This is a genomic window from Streptomyces puniciscabiei (assembly GCF_006715785.1).
In the GTDB taxonomy this organism is placed as follows: Bacteria; Actinomycetota; Actinomycetes; order Streptomycetales; family Streptomycetaceae; genus Streptomyces; species Streptomyces puniciscabiei.
The window spans coordinates 1,507,128-1,522,354 of the sequence record NZ_VFNX01000001.1; the positions used below are offsets into that span (position 1 = coordinate 1,507,128).

Annotated in this window: 16 protein-coding genes; 5 read left to right on the top strand and 11 right to left on the bottom strand. The window is 72.5% G+C overall.

The features are described from left to right. Positions 1 to 148: 148 nt before the first annotated feature. The 4 genes from ligA to FB563_RS06710 form a co-directional block, all read right to left on the bottom strand. Positions 149 to 2,341, bottom strand: coding sequence for an NAD-dependent DNA ligase LigA (gene ligA, locus FB563_RS06695; protein WP_055708129.1), 2,193 nt, complete (start codon positions 2,339 to 2,341; stop codon positions 149 to 151). Between the two features lie 15 nt (positions 2,342 to 2,356). Beyond that, positions 2,357 to 3,364 carry a methionine synthase gene (locus tag FB563_RS06700; protein WP_079048943.1) on the bottom strand — a complete coding sequence of 336 codons (1,008 nt, stop codon included), beginning with the start codon at positions 3,362 to 3,364 and terminating at the stop codon, positions 2,357 to 2,359. A gap of 231 nt (positions 3,365 to 3,595) precedes the next feature. Further along, entirely contained in the window at positions 3,596 to 4,294 is a 699-nt protein-coding gene (locus tag FB563_RS06705) for an SDR family oxidoreductase (protein ID WP_055708126.1), read from the bottom strand. A 7-nt stretch (positions 4,295 to 4,301) separates the two neighbouring features. Beyond that, positions 4,302 to 4,841, bottom strand: coding sequence for an LOG family protein (locus tag FB563_RS06710; protein WP_055708125.1), 540 nt, complete (start codon positions 4,839 to 4,841; stop codon positions 4,302 to 4,304). Between the two features lie 76 nt (positions 4,842 to 4,917). Here FB563_RS06710 and FB563_RS06715 point away from each other — a divergent pair, with 76 nt between their 5' ends. Both FB563_RS06715 and FB563_RS06720 read left to right on the top strand, forming a co-directional pair. Continuing rightward, positions 4,918 to 5,241 carry a DUF427 domain-containing protein gene (locus FB563_RS06715; protein ID WP_055708124.1) on the top strand — a complete coding sequence of 108 codons (324 nt, stop codon included), beginning with the start codon at positions 4,918 to 4,920 and terminating at the stop codon, positions 5,239 to 5,241. A 37-nt stretch (positions 5,242 to 5,278) separates the two neighbouring features. Beyond that, positions 5,279 to 6,061 (top strand): alpha/beta fold hydrolase, encoded by a 783-nt coding sequence (locus FB563_RS06720; protein ID WP_055708123.1) that lies wholly within the window; start codon positions 5,279 to 5,281, stop codon positions 6,059 to 6,061. A 65-nt stretch (positions 6,062 to 6,126) separates the two neighbouring features. Here FB563_RS06720 and mnmA read toward each other — a convergent pair whose 3' ends face one another. Next, entirely contained in the window at positions 6,127 to 7,251 is a 1,125-nt protein-coding gene (gene mnmA, locus FB563_RS06725) for a tRNA 2-thiouridine(34) synthase MnmA (RefSeq protein WP_142218533.1), read from the bottom strand. A 178-nt stretch (positions 7,252 to 7,429) separates the two neighbouring features. Between mnmA and FB563_RS06730 the strand changes: the two genes are divergently transcribed. Continuing rightward, positions 7,430 to 8,083, top strand: a complete 654-nt coding sequence (locus FB563_RS06730; protein WP_055704479.1) for an N-acetylmuramoyl-L-alanine amidase — start codon at positions 7,430 to 7,432, stop codon at positions 8,081 to 8,083. A 259-nt stretch (positions 8,084 to 8,342) separates the two neighbouring features. Here the strand turns inward: FB563_RS06730 and FB563_RS06735 are convergent, their stop codons facing one another. The 3 genes from FB563_RS06735 to FB563_RS42800 all read right to left on the bottom strand — a co-directional run bounded on the left by FB563_RS06735 (position 8,343) and on the right by FB563_RS42800 (position 11,008). Next, positions 8,343 to 9,512 carry a cysteine desulfurase family protein gene (locus FB563_RS06735; protein ID WP_055704454.1) on the bottom strand — a complete coding sequence of 390 codons (1,170 nt, stop codon included), beginning with the start codon at positions 9,510 to 9,512 and terminating at the stop codon, positions 8,343 to 8,345. A 1,017-nt stretch (positions 9,513 to 10,529) separates the two neighbouring features. Further along, a complete protein-coding gene (locus tag FB563_RS06740) occupies positions 10,530 to 10,808 on the bottom strand; it encodes a hypothetical protein (protein ID WP_055704455.1) in 279 nt (92 codons plus the stop codon). A 32-nt stretch (positions 10,809 to 10,840) separates the two neighbouring features. After that, the gene (locus FB563_RS42800; RefSeq protein ID WP_167528468.1) at positions 10,841 to 11,008 is read right to left on the bottom strand and encodes a hypothetical protein; all 168 of its coding nucleotides are present in this window, start codon (positions 11,006 to 11,008) and stop codon (positions 10,841 to 10,843) included. A 145-nt stretch (positions 11,009 to 11,153) separates the two neighbouring features. Here FB563_RS42800 and FB563_RS06745 point away from each other — a divergent pair, with 145 nt between their 5' ends. Next, positions 11,154 to 11,780 (top strand): TetR family transcriptional regulator, encoded by a 627-nt coding sequence (locus tag FB563_RS06745; RefSeq protein WP_055704456.1) that lies wholly within the window; start codon positions 11,154 to 11,156, stop codon positions 11,778 to 11,780. 100 nt (positions 11,781 to 11,880) lie between these two features. Here the strand turns inward: FB563_RS06745 and FB563_RS06750 are convergent, their stop codons facing one another. Continuing rightward, positions 11,881 to 12,279 carry a hypothetical protein gene (locus FB563_RS06750; RefSeq protein ID WP_055704457.1) on the bottom strand — a complete coding sequence of 133 codons (399 nt, stop codon included), beginning with the start codon at positions 12,277 to 12,279 and terminating at the stop codon, positions 11,881 to 11,883. Between the two features lie 106 nt (positions 12,280 to 12,385). After that, positions 12,386 to 13,351 carry a helix-turn-helix transcriptional regulator gene (locus tag FB563_RS06755; protein ID WP_055704458.1) on the bottom strand — a complete coding sequence of 322 codons (966 nt, stop codon included), beginning with the start codon at positions 13,349 to 13,351 and terminating at the stop codon, positions 12,386 to 12,388. Positions 13,352 to 13,481: 130 nt separating this feature from the next. Here FB563_RS06755 and FB563_RS06760 point away from each other — a divergent pair, with 130 nt between their 5' ends. Continuing rightward, entirely contained in the window at positions 13,482 to 14,084 is a 603-nt protein-coding gene (locus tag FB563_RS06760) for a TIGR03086 family metal-binding protein (protein WP_055704459.1), read from the top strand. 242 nt (positions 14,085 to 14,326) lie between these two features. On the opposite strand, the gene FB563_RS06765 is transcribed toward FB563_RS06760, so the two are convergent. Continuing rightward, complete coding sequence (locus tag FB563_RS06765; protein ID WP_055704460.1) at positions 14,327 to 15,190, bottom strand: thioesterase family protein; 864 nt, start codon at positions 15,188 to 15,190, stop codon at positions 14,327 to 14,329. Positions 15,191 to 15,227 lie beyond the last annotated feature (37 nt).

Below are 15,227 nucleotides of genomic sequence, written 5' to 3' on the forward strand. Positions count from 1 at the left end.
CCCAACCGCAGCCGGGCACGGCAGGTGCACATCTCAACAGTAGGCCGCGGAAGGCTTCCACGGGCATCGGTCGTCGACGGTTGCCCGAAAGCGCCCGGGCCACCCGTATGCAACTGATATGCGCCGAACGGGTGGCCTTCAACCGCTCCTACTCGGTCGTAAGCGCGACTTCGGCCGCCGCGTCGGGGCCCTGCTCCAAGAGGACGCCGAAACCGTCCTCGTTCAGGACCGGGACCTTCAATTGCATGGCCTTGTCGTACTTCGATCCCGGGTTGTCACCCACCACGACGAACGAGGTCTTCTTCGAAACAGATCCGGTCACCTTCGCGCCCCGGCTCTGCAGCGCCTCCTTCGCGCCGTCCCGCGTGAAGTTCTCCAGCGTGCCGGTGACGACGACCGTGAGCCCCTCCAGCGGGCGCGGGCCCTCGTCCTCGCCGGTCGAGGCGTCCTCCAGCGGTACTCCGGCGGCCTTCCACTTGCGGACGATCTCGCGGTGCCAGTCCTCGGCGAACCACTCCTTGACCGCGGCGGCGATGATCGGGCCGACCCCGTCGGTGGTCGAGAGCTCTTCCTCGGTGGCCTGTTCGATGCGGTCGACGGAACGGAACTCGCGGGCGAGGGCCTGTGCGGCGACCGGTCCGACGTGCCGGATGGACAGCCCGTTCAGGAAGCGGGCGAGCGGGCGGGACTTGGCCGCCTCGATGTTCTCCAGCAGGGCGAGGGTGTTCTTCTTCGGCTCGCCCTTCTGGTTGGCGAAGACGGTGACGACCTTCTCCTCGCCCGTCTTCGGGTCGCGCTTGGGCAGACCGCTGTCGGGGTCGAGGACATAGGCCTTGATCGGCAGCAGCTTCTCCACCGTCAGGTCGAACAGGTCGCCCTCGTCCACCAGCGGCGGGTCGGCCGGCTCCAGAGGGCGGGTGAGCGCGGCGGCGGCCACCTCGCCGAAGTGCTCGATGTCCAGGCACTCGCGGCCGGCGAGATAGGAGACCCGCTCGCGCAACTGGGCCGGGCAGGTACGGGCGTTGGGGCAGCGGAGGTCGATGTCGCCCTCCTTCATGGGCCTGAGCGGGGTGCCGCACTCGGGGCACTCGCCCGGCATCACGAACTCCCGCTCGCTGCCGTCCCTGAGGTCGACCACCGGGCCGAGGATCTCCGGGATGACGTCACCGGCCTTGCGCAGGACGACGGTGTCGCCGATGAGCACGCCCTTGGCCTTGACGACCTCCTGGTTGTGCAGGGTGGCGAACTCCACCTCGCTGCCCGCCACCGTGACCGGCTCGACCTGGGCGTACGGCGTGACGCGGCCGGTGCGGCCCACGCCCACCTTGATGTCGACGAGCTTGGTGTTGACCTCCTCCGGCGCGTACTTGTAGGCGATCGCCCAGCGCGGGGCACGCGCGGTGGAGCCGAGGCGGCCCTGGAGGCGGATCTCGTCCAGCTTGACGACGACACCGTCGATCTCGTGCTCCACGGAGTGGCGGTTCTCGCCGTAGTGGGCGATGAACTCGCGTACGCCGTCCAGGTCGTCGACCACGCGGTTGTGCGGGGAGGTGGGCAGGCCCCAGGTCTTCAGCAGGTCGTAGGCCTGGGAGAGGCGGGTCAGGCCCGTGAAGCCCTCCAGGGCGCCGATGCCGTGGACCACCATGTGCAGCGGGCGGGTGGCGGTGACCCGCGGGTCCTTCTGTCGCAGCGAACCGGCGGCGGCGTTGCGGGGGTTGGCGAACGGCTTGTCTCCGGCGGCGACCAGGCGTTCGTTCAGTTCGAGGAACTTCTCCATCGGGAAGTAGACCTCGCCGCGGATCTCCACCAGGTCGGGCACCTCATCGCCCCCGAGGCGGTCCGGGATCTCCGCGATCGTCCGCACGTTGGGGGTGATGTCCTCGCCGGTACGGCCGTCGCCGCGGGTGGCCGCGCGCGTGAGCCGGCCGTTCTCGTAGGTCAGGTTGACCGCGAGGCCGTCCACCTTCAGCTCGCACAGGAAGTGGTAGTCCTGGTCGCCGAGTTCGCGCGCGATGCGCTCGGCCCAGGCGGCCAGCTCCTCGTCGTTGAAGGTGTTGTCGAGCGACAGCATCCGCTGGCGGTGCTCGACCGCGGTGAACTCCGTCGCGTACGACCCCGCGACCTTCTGGGTCGGCGAGTCCGGGGTGCGCAGCTCCGGATACTCCTCCTCCAGGGCCTCCAGAGTCTTCAGGAGCTTGTCGAACTCGGCGTCGCTGATGACGGGAGCGTCCTTGACGTAGTACCGGAAGCGGTGCTCCTCGATCTGCTCAGCGAGCTGCGCGTGCCTGTCACGTGCCTCGGCGGGCACTGCCGTCTCCGCCTGCTGCTTGTCGCCGGCCACCGTGTTGTCCTCCCGTTACTCTGGGTTGTCCGCGAGGGATCTCGCAGCCCGGACGCAGTGGGCGAGCGCCTGCCGTGCGTAGGCGGGGGAAGCGCCCGCCAGACCGCACGCCGGGGTGACCGTGACGGCCTCCGCGAGCAGCCCCGGATGCAGGCCCAGCCTGCGCCACAGCGTCCTGACACCCATGACGCTACCGGCAGGGTCTGACAATGGGCCGTCCGTGCCCGGGACGACACCGGCGAACAGCCGCGTGCCGCCCTCGACGGCCTCGCCGATCGCGTCGTCATCACGTTCGGTGAGTAGCGAGAAGTCGAAGGAGACGCCGGCCGCGCCGGCCCGCCGCAGCAGGGCGAAGGGCACGTCGGGGGCGCAGGAGTGCACGATCACCGGCCCGCCGCCGTGCGCCCCGATGACGTCCCGCAGGGTGGCTTCCACGATCTGCCGGTCCACGGCGCGGTGGGTGCGGTAACCGCTGGCGGTGCGCACCTGTCCGCGCAGGACGGCGGTGAGGGAGGGCTCGTCGAGCTGGAGCACGAGCCGCGCGCCGGGGACGCGGCGGCGGACCTCGGCCAGGTGCAGCCGCAGCCCCTCGGTGAGGGAGGCCGCGAGATCACGGCAGGCGCCGGGGTCGGAGAGGGCGGCCTCGCCGTTCTTCAGCTCCAGCGCGGCGGCCAGCGTCCACGGCCCGACCGCTTGTACCTTCAGGTCACCCTCGTAGCCCTGGGTGAACTCCTCCAGGGCGTCCAGGTCCTCCCCCAGCCAGGACCGCGCCCGCTTGGTGTCCAGGCCCGGCCGGTCCCCGACGCGCCAGCCGCTGGGCTCCACGCGCGCGTACAGCTCGACGAGCATCCCCGCGCTGCGGCCGATCATGTCGGCGCCGGGCCCGCGCGCGGGCAGCTCGGGCAGAAACGGGAAGTCCTCGAAACTGCCGGTCACTGTCTTGGCGGCCTCCCTGGCGTCGCCGCCGGGCATGGACCCCACGCCGGTGGCCGGGGGAAACCTCAACTGGGTGCTCTCACTCACTCCGGCAGGGTATGCCGTGGCCGTACCGGGGGGCTCCGCCCCCTGGCCGCCCGCCGTCGGCTTCCCCGGTCACACGCGGTTCCGCCAGGTCCGACGGGTCGAGGATCTCGCCCTCGACCCGCCGCTCGGCAGGCGGAGTGCCAAGGTCCGGGCCGCCCAGGACCAACGAGCCCCCGGTCCTCGACCACACCTGCGCCGGCCGGTCGCGGATCTCGGCACCGCTTGCCTCGTTCACCGTCCCGGCCGCACCGTCAGGTCGTTGACCTCCGCGTCCCCGGGCAGGTCGAGGGACATGAGGATCGTCGTGGCGACCGACTCGGGGTCGATCCACTGCGAGGCGTCGTACTCCTTGCCCTCCTGCTGGTGGACCTTGGCCTGCATGGGGCTGGCCGTGCGGCCGGGGTAGACCGAGGTGACCCGGACGCCGTTCGCGTGCTCCTCGTGGCGCAGGGAGTCGGCGAGGGCCTTCAGGCCGTGCTTGGAGGCGGCGTACGCGGACCAGCCGGCGTGGGCGCTGAGGCCGGCGCCGGAGTTGACGAAGATCACGTGGCCGCGGGCGGCACGCAGCTGGGGCAGGAAGTGCCGGGTCAGCTCGGCGGGGGCGATCAGGTTGACGTTGAGCTGGTGGTGCCAGGACTTGGGGGTCAGCTCGCCGACCTCGCCCAGGTCGACGACTCCGGCGATGTGCAGCAGACAGTCCACGCGGTCCGGGAGGGTCTGGTGGGAGAACGCCCAGGACAGCCGGTCCGGGTCGGCCAGGTCGCCGACCAGGGTGCGGGCGCCGGGGAACTGGGCCGCCAGCTCCTTCGCGCGGCCCGCGTCGCGCGCGTGCAGCACGAGTTCGTCCCCGCGCGCGTGCAGACGGCGGGCGACGGCCGCGCCGATGCCGGAACCGGCCCCGGTGATCACATGAGTAGCCATGCCCGACATGCTCGCATCAGTGGACGCCGAGCTGCTCCTCCAGGTAGGCCAGCGCCCCCACCGGCTCCTCCGCGAAGAACACCAGCTCGGACAGCGGACGGGGCAGGAAACCCTCGTCCTCCATGCGGCGGAACTGCTGCTTGAGGCCGTCGTAGAAGCCCGCGGTGTTCAGCAGCACGACCGGCTTCTCGGTGCGGCCGTGCTTCTTCAGCTCCAGGATCTCGGTGGCCTCGTCCAGCGTGCCGGTGCCGCCCACCATGATCACCACGGCGTCGGCGTTCTCCAGCAGCAGCTTCTTGCGCTCGGCGAGGTCGGCGGCGACGACCATCTGGTCGGCGCCGGGCCGGGCCTTGTTCGCGAGGAACTCCACGGACACGCCCAGCAGCCTGCCGCCCGCCTCCTGCACCCCGTCCGCGACGACCTTCATCAGACCGACGTCGGAGCCGCCCCAGACGAGCGTGTGCCCGCCCTTGCCCAGCAGTTCCGCGAACTCGCGGGCGGGGCGCGTGTAACGCTCGTGGAGGTCGGCGGCGGACAGGAAGACGCAGATGTTCATGGCCCCCACCGTACGGCCTTGCCGCGCGGGCCGTGCCGGGCGGGAAGAAGCGCGGGGCCGCCGGTGCTGTCCCTGTATGGCCGAAGGACACACGATCACCATCGAGAAGAGCGAGCGGCACGTGCGCGTGGTGCACGGCGACCAGGTGCTCGCGGAGACCGACCGAGGGCTGGTGCTGCGGGAGACGGGCTGTCCGGAGCGGTACTACATCCCCGCCGAGGACGTACGCCTCGATCTGCTGACCCCCTCCGAGACGCACACCGTGTGCCCCTTCAAGGGCACGGCGTCCTACTGGTCGCTGCCGGACGCGCCGGACCTGGTGTGGGCGTACCCGGATCCCAAGCCGGGGGTGGCGGAGATCAAGGATCACTTCTGCTTCTACGACGTCGACGTGTCGTGAGCGATGAGTCCGTGCCGGTACGGCAGTCTGCACCGACATGGACAAGAAGACGACTTCGCGGGACGGCACCGTCCTCGCGTACCAAGTGACCGGTCAGGGGCCGACGGTGATCCTGGTGAGCGGAGCGATGTCCACCGGTGGCACCGTGGCGCCCCTGGCCCAGCGGCTCGCGGACCGCTGCACGGCCGTCGTCTACGACCGCCGGGGCCGCGGCGAGAGCGGTGACACGAAGCCGTACGCGGTCGAGCGCGAGGTCGAGGACCTGGCCGCGCTGATCGACGCCGTGGGGGGCGAGGCGGCGCTGTTCGGGGTCTCCTCGGGCGGCGCGCTGGTGCTCCAGGCGGTGGCGAGCGGGCTGCCGGCCGCCCGGGCCGCCGTGTACGAGGTGCCGTACGCGGACCACCTGCCGGGCGGCGCCGAGCGGGAGGCCGTGTACAAGGAGCAGCTGAACAAGGCGCTCTCGGAGGGCCGGCGCGGGGACGCGGTGGAGCTGTTCCTGCGGCTGACGGGCCTGGCCGAGGAGATGATCCGGGGCGCCCGCCAGTCGCCGATGTGGGCCGGCATGGAGGCCCTCGCGCCGAGTCTCGCCTACGACGACACGGTCATGGGCGACGGCCTGCTCCCCCGGGACCGGCTCGCGGAGATCTCCGTGCCGGTGCTGGTGGTCGCGGGCGGTGCGAGCCCGGAGTGGATGCACAGGGCGAACCAGGCCGTCGTGGAAGCGGTGCCCCAGGGCACCTACCGGGTGCTTCCCGGGCAGACCCACATGGTGGAGCCGGAGGTGCTGGGGCCGGTGCTCGCGGAGTTCGTGACCGGTTAGGGCCCCGGCCGCGAAGGCCGGGGGGAGGTGACGACAGGCCCCGGGCGCGCCTGCCCTGGGCGCGCCTACACCGCTGCGGTCGTCGCGCGCGTGGTCGACGCGATCGTCGCCGAGCCCACCACGCGCGTGCCGTCGTACAGGACGATCGCCTGGCCGGGGGCGACGCCGCGGACCGGTTCGGTGAAGCGCACGCGCAGCTCGCCGTCGACCGGTTCCGCGGTGACCTCGGTCTCGCCGCCGTGGGCACGCAGCTGGGCGGTGTAGGTGCCGGGGCCGGTGGGGGCGGTGCCGCACCAGCGGGGCTTGATCGCCGTCAGGCCGATCACGTCCAGGGCGGCGGCCGGGCCGACCGTCACCGTGTTCGTCACCGGGGAGATGTCGAGGACGTAGCGGGGCTTGCCGTCGGGGGCCGGGGTGCCGATCCTGAGGCCCTTGCGCTGGCCGATGGTGAAGCCGTACGCACCCTCGTGCGTGCCCAGCCTGGCGCCGGACTCGTCGACGATGTCGCCCTCGGCCTTGCCGAGCCGCTTCGCCAGGAAGCCCTGGGTGTCGCCGTCGGCGATGAAGCAGATGTCGTGCGAGTCGGGCTTCTTGGCGACGGCGAGCCCGCGGCGCTCGGCCTCGGCGCGGATCTCCTCCTTGGTGGTGACCGTGTCGCCGAGCGGGAACATCGCGTGGGCGAGCTGCCTCTCGTCCAGCACACCGAGGACGTACGACTGGTCCTTGGCCATGTCGGAGGCGCGGTGCAGTTCCCGGGAGCCGTCCTCGCGCAGCACGACCTTCGCGTAGTGCCCTGTGCACACCGCGTCGAAGCCCAGCGCGAGCGCCTTGTCGAGCAGCGCGGCGAACTTGATCTTCTCGTTGCAGCGCAGGCACGGGTTGGGGGTGCGGCCGGCCTCGTACTCGGCGACGAAGTCCTCTACCACGTCCTCGCGGAAGCGGTCGGCGAGGTCCCAGACGTAGAAGGGGATGCCGATGACGTCGGCCGCGCGGCGGGCGTCACGGGAGTCCTCGATGGTGCAACAGCCCCGCGCGCCGGTCCGGAAGGACTGCGGGTTCGCGGAGAGCGCGAGATGGACGCCGGTGACGTCATGGCCGGCTTCCGCGGCACGCGCGGCGGCTACGGCGGAGTCGACTCCACCGGACATGGCGGCGAGGACGCGGAGAGGGCGCTGCGGGGTCTCAGTCATAGCCCCTCCAGGGTACGGGCCCGTGGGAACCGGGGCGGCCGGATATCCGTTGACGATCACAAGGGCGGAACACGAGGGACAGGGCGAGCAGGGCGGACAGGGCGCGGACGGGGCGAACACGGCGCGAACGGCCGGAGAAGGCGCGGACAGGGCGGGCACGGCGCGGACGGGGGCGGGCATGAGTGACACGGACCGGCGGCGCACGGGCGACGCCGACCGGCGGCTGGGGCGGCGGGCCCTGCTCGTCGGTGGCGCGGCGGCGGCCGTGGGCACGGCCGCGCTGGCCCGTGCGGAGCTGACGCGCCTGTGGTGGCGGCTGCCGGGGGTGGAGAAGCCCCGGGTGGCGGGGGCCGTGGACTTCCGGGGCGCGCGCTGGGTGCCGGCCTCCCCGGCCAACTACCGGCGGGCCGACCGGCCGGACGACTACGCGGTCGACCGGGTCGTCGTCCATGTCACGCAGGGCGGCTACGCGAGCGCGGTGAAGGCCTTCCAGGACCCGGCGCACGGCGCGGCGGCGCACTACATCGTGCGCAGGGACGGCCGGATCACCCAGTTGGTACGGGAGCTGGACGTGGCGTTCCACGCGGGCAACCGGGAGTACAACGAGCGCAGTGTCGGCATCGAGCACGAGGGCTTCGTGGCGGACGCCTCCTCCTTCACGGACGCCATGTACGCGTCCTCGGCGCGGCTGACGGCGGCGATATGCCGGCGGTACGGCATGCAAGTGGACCGGGAGCACATCATCGGGCACGTCCAGGTGCCGGGGACGGACCACACCGATCCCGGGCCGCACTGGGACTGGGAGCGATACCTGCAAAAAATCAAGAACTAGGGCCTTTTTTGTCCGGTATGGGCGGTTCTATCCTGTTTGCAAGACCTACGAGACGAGTGAGGGAGCCCAAGCGGAGTAGCCGACGTCAGCGAGAGATTCCTGTTTCTTGAAGGAGGAACACCGTTTCCGCTGGTGCCGACATCGACGCTCGGGCTGAGAGGCCGGAAGGTCGCAAGGACTGGACCTGATGGCGACCCCTTGAACCTGATCCGGACAATGCCGGCGAAGGGAACCCGCCTCGTAGGTCGCTTTCGTGTGTTCAGCTGAGCCCGGCCGCGCGGGCGCGCTCCACCGCCGGGCCGATCGCCTTCGCGACCGCCTCGACGTCCGCCTGCGTGGAGGTGTGGCCCAGGGAGAAGCGCAGGGTGCCGCGGGCCAGGTCCGGGTCGGCGCCGGTGGCGAGCAGGACATGGCTGGGCTGGGCGACACCCGCGGTGCAGGCGGAGCCGGTCGAGCACTCGATGCCCTGGGCGTCCAGCAGAAGGAGCAGCGAGTCGCCCTCGCAGCCGGGGAAGGTGAAGTGCGCGTTGGCCGGCAGCCGGCCCTCGGGCGCCGGGTCGCCGCCGAGGATCGCGTCCGGGACGGCGCTGCGGACCGCCGCGATCAGCTGGTCGCGCAGGGCACCGATCTCCCGGGCGAACCACTCCCGCCGCTCGGTGGCGAGCCGGCCGGCGACGGCGAAGGAGGCGACGGCGGGGACGTCGAGGGTGCCGGAGCGGACGTGCCGCTCCTGGCCGCCGCCGTGCAGGACGGGCACGGGGGTCTGGTCACGGCCCAGCAGCAGCGCGCCGATGCCGTACGGGCCGCCGATCTTGTGGCCCGAGACGGTCATCGCGGCGAGGCCGGAGGCGGCGAAGTCGACCGGGACCTGACCGACGGCCTGGACCGCGTCGGCGTGCATCGGGATGCCGAACTCGGCAGCCACCTCGGCCAGTTCGCGGACCGGCAGGATCGTGCCGATCTCGTTGTTGGCCCACATCACGGTCACCAGGGCGACGTCGTGGGGGTCGCGGGCGATGGCCTCGCGCAGGGCGTCGGGGTGGACGCGGCCGTGAGTGTCGACGGGAAGGTACTCGACCGTCGCGCCCTCGCGCTCGCCGAGCCAGTGGACGGCGTCGAGGACCGCGTGGTGCTCGACGGGGCTGGCCAGGACGCGGGTACGGGCCGGGTCGGCGGCACGGCGGGCCCAGTACAGGCCCTTCACCGCGAGGTTGTCGGCCTCGGTGCCGCCCGAGGTGAAGACGACCTCGCTGGGGCGGGCGCCGAGCGCTTCGGCGAGGGTTTCGCGGGATTCCTCGACCGTACGGCGCGCCTGCCGGCCGGATGCGTGGAGGGAGGAGGCGTTGCCCGTGATGCTCAACTGGGCGGTCAGGGCCTCTGCCGCCTCCGGGAGCATCGGGGTGGTCGCGGCGTGGTCGAGGTAAGCCATGGTGTGCTGATTCTACGGCGCCGGGACCCTGCGGTTGGCTTGGGCCGTACGGGTGGGCTCCGCCGGCGGTGCGCCATACCGGGGTTGCCCCTGCACTCGGTGGCGTGGCGCCCTGCGCCGTCGACCGGTAGGCCCCCCATCACCCCGGCGGAACGACCACCACGGCGATGGCGGGAGCGGATCAGGGCGGCGGGTCGAACGTCCCACGCCGGCGGCCAGGCGGGGCCGAGCCGGGCGTACGGCGGCGACGGTTTGAGCATCCCCACGGCTACGGCGGCGGGTCGGGTTTCCCACGACGGTGGCGGGTCGGGTACCCCACGGCGACGGCGCCGCGTCGGACAGGACCCCGGCGACAGTGGCGGGTCGGTACTCCCCCGGCCACGGTGACGCGGCGACGAGTCAGGCCTCCCACGACGGTGGACGCGATGCCGGCAGTCGGCTGTCCCCGCGGCTGCCACGACGGGTCGGACTTCCCACGACGGGTCGGGTTTCCCACGACGGTGGCGGATCGGGCACTCCCCACGGCGACGGCGCCGCGTCGGACAGGACCCCGGCGACAGTGGCGGGTCGGCACTCCCCCGGCCACGGTGACGCGGCGACGAGGCAGGCCTCCCACGACGGTGGACGCGATGCCGGCAGTCGGCTGTCCCCGCGGCTGCCGCGACGGGTCGGACTTCCCACGACGGGTCGGGCTTCCCACAACGGTGGCGGGTCGGGTACCCCCGCGGCAACGGTGCCGCGTCGGGTAGCACCCCGGCGACAGTGGCGGGTCGGGGACCCCACGGGTGGTGGCGAGGGCGGGTCGCCATGGTGGTGGGCGCGGTGCTCGCAGGTTGCGTTGCGTGGCACGGCGACGGCCGCGGGTCGGGTACCCCCACGGTGGCGTGGGTGGGGTGGGTACCCCGCGGCGTGCGGCGGCGCAGGCCAGGCGGTTCCCCGGCGGGTGTTGCTGGTGGTGGGGCGGCGGGGTGCCCCGTCGTCCTCGGGGCCGGCTTCGTCAGGCGGTGCCGCCCCGGCTCACAGGCTCCACGACAGCGTGTGGGAGACCTCCATCGCGATGGCCAGGACGACCAGGTCGGCCACGCCCAGGGTCAGGCCCAGCAGGGCCCGGCCGCGGCGGGCGGTGCCGCGCCAGAGGGAGACGGCGGCCAGGGCGATGGCGATCGGGCCGAGGAAGATGTTGAGGACGAGCAGGCCGAGAAGGCCCAGGATGAAGGACGCCACGGCCATGCCGTCGGCGTCGCGCGCGGCCGGGCGGGTGTCGTTGCCGCTCCTGACCGGTGCGGTGAGTTGCATGGTGCTCAGCTCCTGGAAGTCGTGGCGGACGGTCAGTTGGCCGACGTACGGCGTCGGCGGCCGAGGCGCTCGCGGATCGCGAAGACGGCGAGCCAGACGGCGATGCCGGCGGCTACGGCGGCGGTGATGGTCAGCGGCGCGTGGGCGACGGTGCCCAGCACGACACCGAGCAGCATGAGTGCGGCGACGAGGAACAGCATGGGATCGGATCCCCCCTCCTGGATGCCTCGTATCGGGCCGGTGTGAAATTTCGGTGAACAGTTGTAGTAACAGTTGTTCACTGACTTCTACTCTAGCGCGCTTCACGGCTTTCCAATTCCAGAGAACAGTTGTTAACTGGATGACATGAGTCACACCCTCGGTATCCGGCAGGCCCAGAAGCAGAAGACCCGGCAGGCGTTCCTCGACGCGGCGCTCGCGCTGCTGGAGGAGCAGAGCCTGAGCAGCCTGGGCCTGCGCGAGGTGACCCGGGCCGTCGGCGTCGCCCCGACCGCGTTCTACCGGCACTTCCGCTCGACCGCCGACCTCGGTGTGGCGCTGGTCGACGAGGCGCTGGGCAGCCTGCACCCGATGGTGCGGACGACGGTGTCCACGCCGGGCGACAGCGAGGAGCGCATCGCGCGCGCCATCGAGTTGATCGCCCGTCACGTGGACGAGTACCCCGCACATGTCCGGTTCATCGCCCGGGAACGGCACGGCGGGGTGCAGCCCGTGCGGGAGGCCATCCGGGACCAACTGGTCCGGTTCGCCGAGGAGGTGAAGGCCGAGCTGGCCAAGGACCCCGAGGCCGCGGGCTGGAGCGAGGACGACCTGCTGATGCTGGCGCATCTCTACGTCGACCAGATGCTCATCACCGCCTCGCTGTTCCTGGAGGCCCTGGAGGCGCCGGCGGAGGAGCGGGAGCGCGTCACCCAGCTCGCCACCCGGCAGCTGCGGCTCATCTCCATCGGCCGCGGCCACTGGCTGGACTGAGCCGCCCCGGGCAGGGGCAGGGCCCACGGCACACGAAGGGGGGGCGGCACGCCCATGTGCGCCGCCCCTGCCGTCGTACGACGCCGGGCCCGGCCTCGGCTCAGCCCTGCTGGGCCTGCCCGCCGGACTGCCCCGCCGCCTGGCCCCCGGCCTGTCCGCCGCCCGGGCCGCCGCAGCCGCCGCCCTGACCGCCGCCGGGGCCACCCTGACCGCTCTGGCCGCCGGGCGCCCCGCTCGGCATCCCCGAGGCGGCACCGCTGGGCGTGCCGGTCGGCTTCACGGTGGCCGCTCCCGACGGCGCCCCCGAGGGTGCACCGGCCGGCCTCCCGCTCGGCCGGCGGCCGGTGCCGCCCGTGGGCATGCCGGACGGCGCCTGACACGACTGCTGCCGGCCGGAGTTTCCGGAGGAGGAGGACGAGTCGCCCGAGCCGCACGCGGTCAGCAGCAGCGGGGACAGCGCCAGCAGGGCGACGGCGGGGGCGAGACGGGCACGCTTCATGAGAGTCAGCTCCGGTGAGGATGAGAAAGTCCTGAGGGGCCGCACTCAACCAACGCTTTCTGGGCGGTACTTGGGCCCGTCCTGTCCGTCGGCTGTCAATCCGGGGTCAGGTGCCCTCCTGGTACAAGGCCGTGACAGAACGGGCCCCCGCCAGCAGTTCCGCGCGGGCCTCGGGCGGGTCCAGCAGCTCCACCTGATCGGAGAACCCGAGGAGTTGGCGGACCGCGCGCAGCACCGGGTAGGTGAGCCGGGCGGTGACCCACTCGCTCTCGCCGTCGTCGTCCGGCACTGCCGTCAGCTGGGCGGCGGCCACCCGCTGGAACATGTCGAACCGCTCGCGCCGTACCCGCACGGTGACCTCGATCCCGCCCTGCTGCTCCTCCACCTGGCGGCGCAACAGCTCCCACGCGTCGGCGAGTTCGACGCCCGGGTGGCGCCGCACCGGCTCGTCCAGCGGCCGGGCCGAGTGGATCCGGTCGGCCCGGAACAGCCGGGGCGCTCCGCGCCGGTCGGCGACCAGGTACCAGACCCCGGCCTTGGCGACCAGGCCGTACGGGTCCACGGTGTACGTCCGTGGCTCCCGCTCCCCGCTGTGCCGGTAGCGCAGTCGCAGGCGCCGGTCGGCGAAGACCGCGTCCTGCAGTACCTCCAGGTCGACGGCCTGCTGGGGGCCGCTCCTCCAGCGGGTGGCGTCCACCAGGATGCGGCGGCTGGTCACCTCGGCGGCGGGCCGGTGCGGCGCCGGCAGCGCGGCCATCACCTTGCGCAGGGCGGAGCCGAGGGCCGCGTCGAGGCCGAGCGCGGCGTGCGCGCCCTGGGCGGCCAGGATGAACAGGGCGCGGGACTCGTCGGCGGTCAGCCCGGTGACGTCGGTGCGGAAGCCGGCGAGGAGTTCGATCCCGCCGTGCCGGCCGCGCTCGGCGTACACCGGGACGCCGGAGGCCGACAGCGCCTCGATGTCCCGGTAGATGGTGCGGACCGACACCTCCAGCCGGTCGGCGAGTTCGCGCGCGGGGACGCGGCCCCGGGTCTGCAGGAGCAGCAGGATCGACAGCAGCCGGTCGGATTTCACGCGCCCAGAATCACGCGCTCGACGAGCTTCCCGCAAATGTTGACGGCGGATGTCAGGTTATCGGGCGATCCTCGTCCTACCGACTCCCGGAGACGACCCACCGACTCCCGGGGAAACAGAGAGGCACACCATGACCACCACCACCGCTTTCACCGACCCTCGCCCCGTGTACACCCGCGCCACCGAGCAGGCCGCGGCCCTCATCAAGACCGTGCGCCCCGAAGACCTCGCCGCGCCGACACCGTGTTCCGAGTTCGACGTACGGGCCCTGCTGGGCCACATCGTCGGCGGCACCCGGCGGATCGCGGTGGTCGGCGAGGGCGGCGACGGCATGGCGGTGGAGCCGACCGCCCACGGGGTCGCGGACGACGGCTGGGCGGCGGCCTACGACGAGGTACGCGTCCGCGTTCTGAAGGCCTGGGAGAGTGACGCGCGGATGGCCTCCCCGGTGCGGGTGCCGTGGGGCGAGGTGCCGGGCCACGCGGCGCTCTCCGGGTATGTCATGGAGATCGTGACGCACACCTGGGACCTGGCCGAGGCCATCGGCCACCCGCTGGAACTCGACCCGGAGCTCGCCGAGTTCGCCCTCGCCACCGCCCGCACGGTCCTGCCCGACTCCCGGCCGCGCGACGCCGAGACCCCCTTCGACAACCGCCGTGAAACCCCCGAGACCGCCGACGCGTACGAACAGCTGGCGGCCTGGCTGGGCCGCACCCCGCTGAGCCGCGCCTGACCCACACCGAGCAGCGCGTAACGGTCGGCTCGGCACCGCCGGTCGCCACCGGCGTGGTTGCTCACCGTCGCGGTGGACGAGAGGCGGCGGACAGGAGGGTGCACGCCCGTCTCTCCCCGCCGAGCCGCAGCGGGACCAGCCAGCCGCACGCCGGTACCTTCCCGTCAGCCGAGCCCGGCTGGCAGACCCGGGCTCACCGAAAGCCTCGCACGGCCACGCCCCACCCGCCGGACCGTCGGAGGTCAGGTCAGCCTTGCTCGGGCCAGTTGGCGGGACTGGGCGACCAGGTGGCCGTCGGTGTCCCAGACCTCGGCGTCCTCCTCGAGGAAGCCGCCGGCCAGGTTGCGGGTGGTGATGGACACCCGCAGGGGGCCGGGGGCCGGGCGGCGGCGGACGTGGACGGTGAGTTCGACGGTGGGGACCCAGCCCTTGAGGCCCAGCTCGAAGGCCGTGGGCGGCAGGGCGTCCACCGCCAGCAGGAGGGACAGCGGGTCGGCGTCGCGGCCGTCGGCCAGGCCGAACCAGGCGCGCATCTCACCCTTCCCGGAGGGCGCGCCGAGGGCCCAGCCAAGGGTGGCCGGGTCCAGCTTGAGCATCAGGCGGTCGGTGATGGCCGAGCTGCCCTCGATGGGGGTGGGGCCGTCCTGCGCACCGAAGCACTGGTCCAGGGGCGGGATGGGCGGCGGCGTCGCCGTCGTACGGACGTCGTCGGGGAGGGTGGTGAGGTCGCCGTAGGAGGCGAGGACGCGGATGCGTTCGACCTCGTTGCCCTCGTCGTCGTACTGGTAGAGGGAGGCCTGGCCGGTGGAGAGGGTGCGGCCGGTGCGGACGGTCTGGGCGCGGATGACCGCCGGTCCGGGGTGGGACGCGGTGAGGTAGTGCGCGGAGATGGTGAAGGGGTCCGGGTGCGGCAGGGTGTCCGCGAGGGCCCGGCCGAGTACGGCCAGCAGGTAGCCGCCGTTGACGGCGTTGATGATGGTCCAGCCGGCCGAGAGGTCGATGTCGTAGACACCGGGCGCGCGCCGGGTGACCGCGGTGTCGCGGTCGAACTCGCTGTCGCCGATCACGGCCCGCGACGGAGAGGGTGCGGAAGCTGCTTCTGGCATGGATGAACGGTACAACAGGAAATTACTAAGCGGTAGC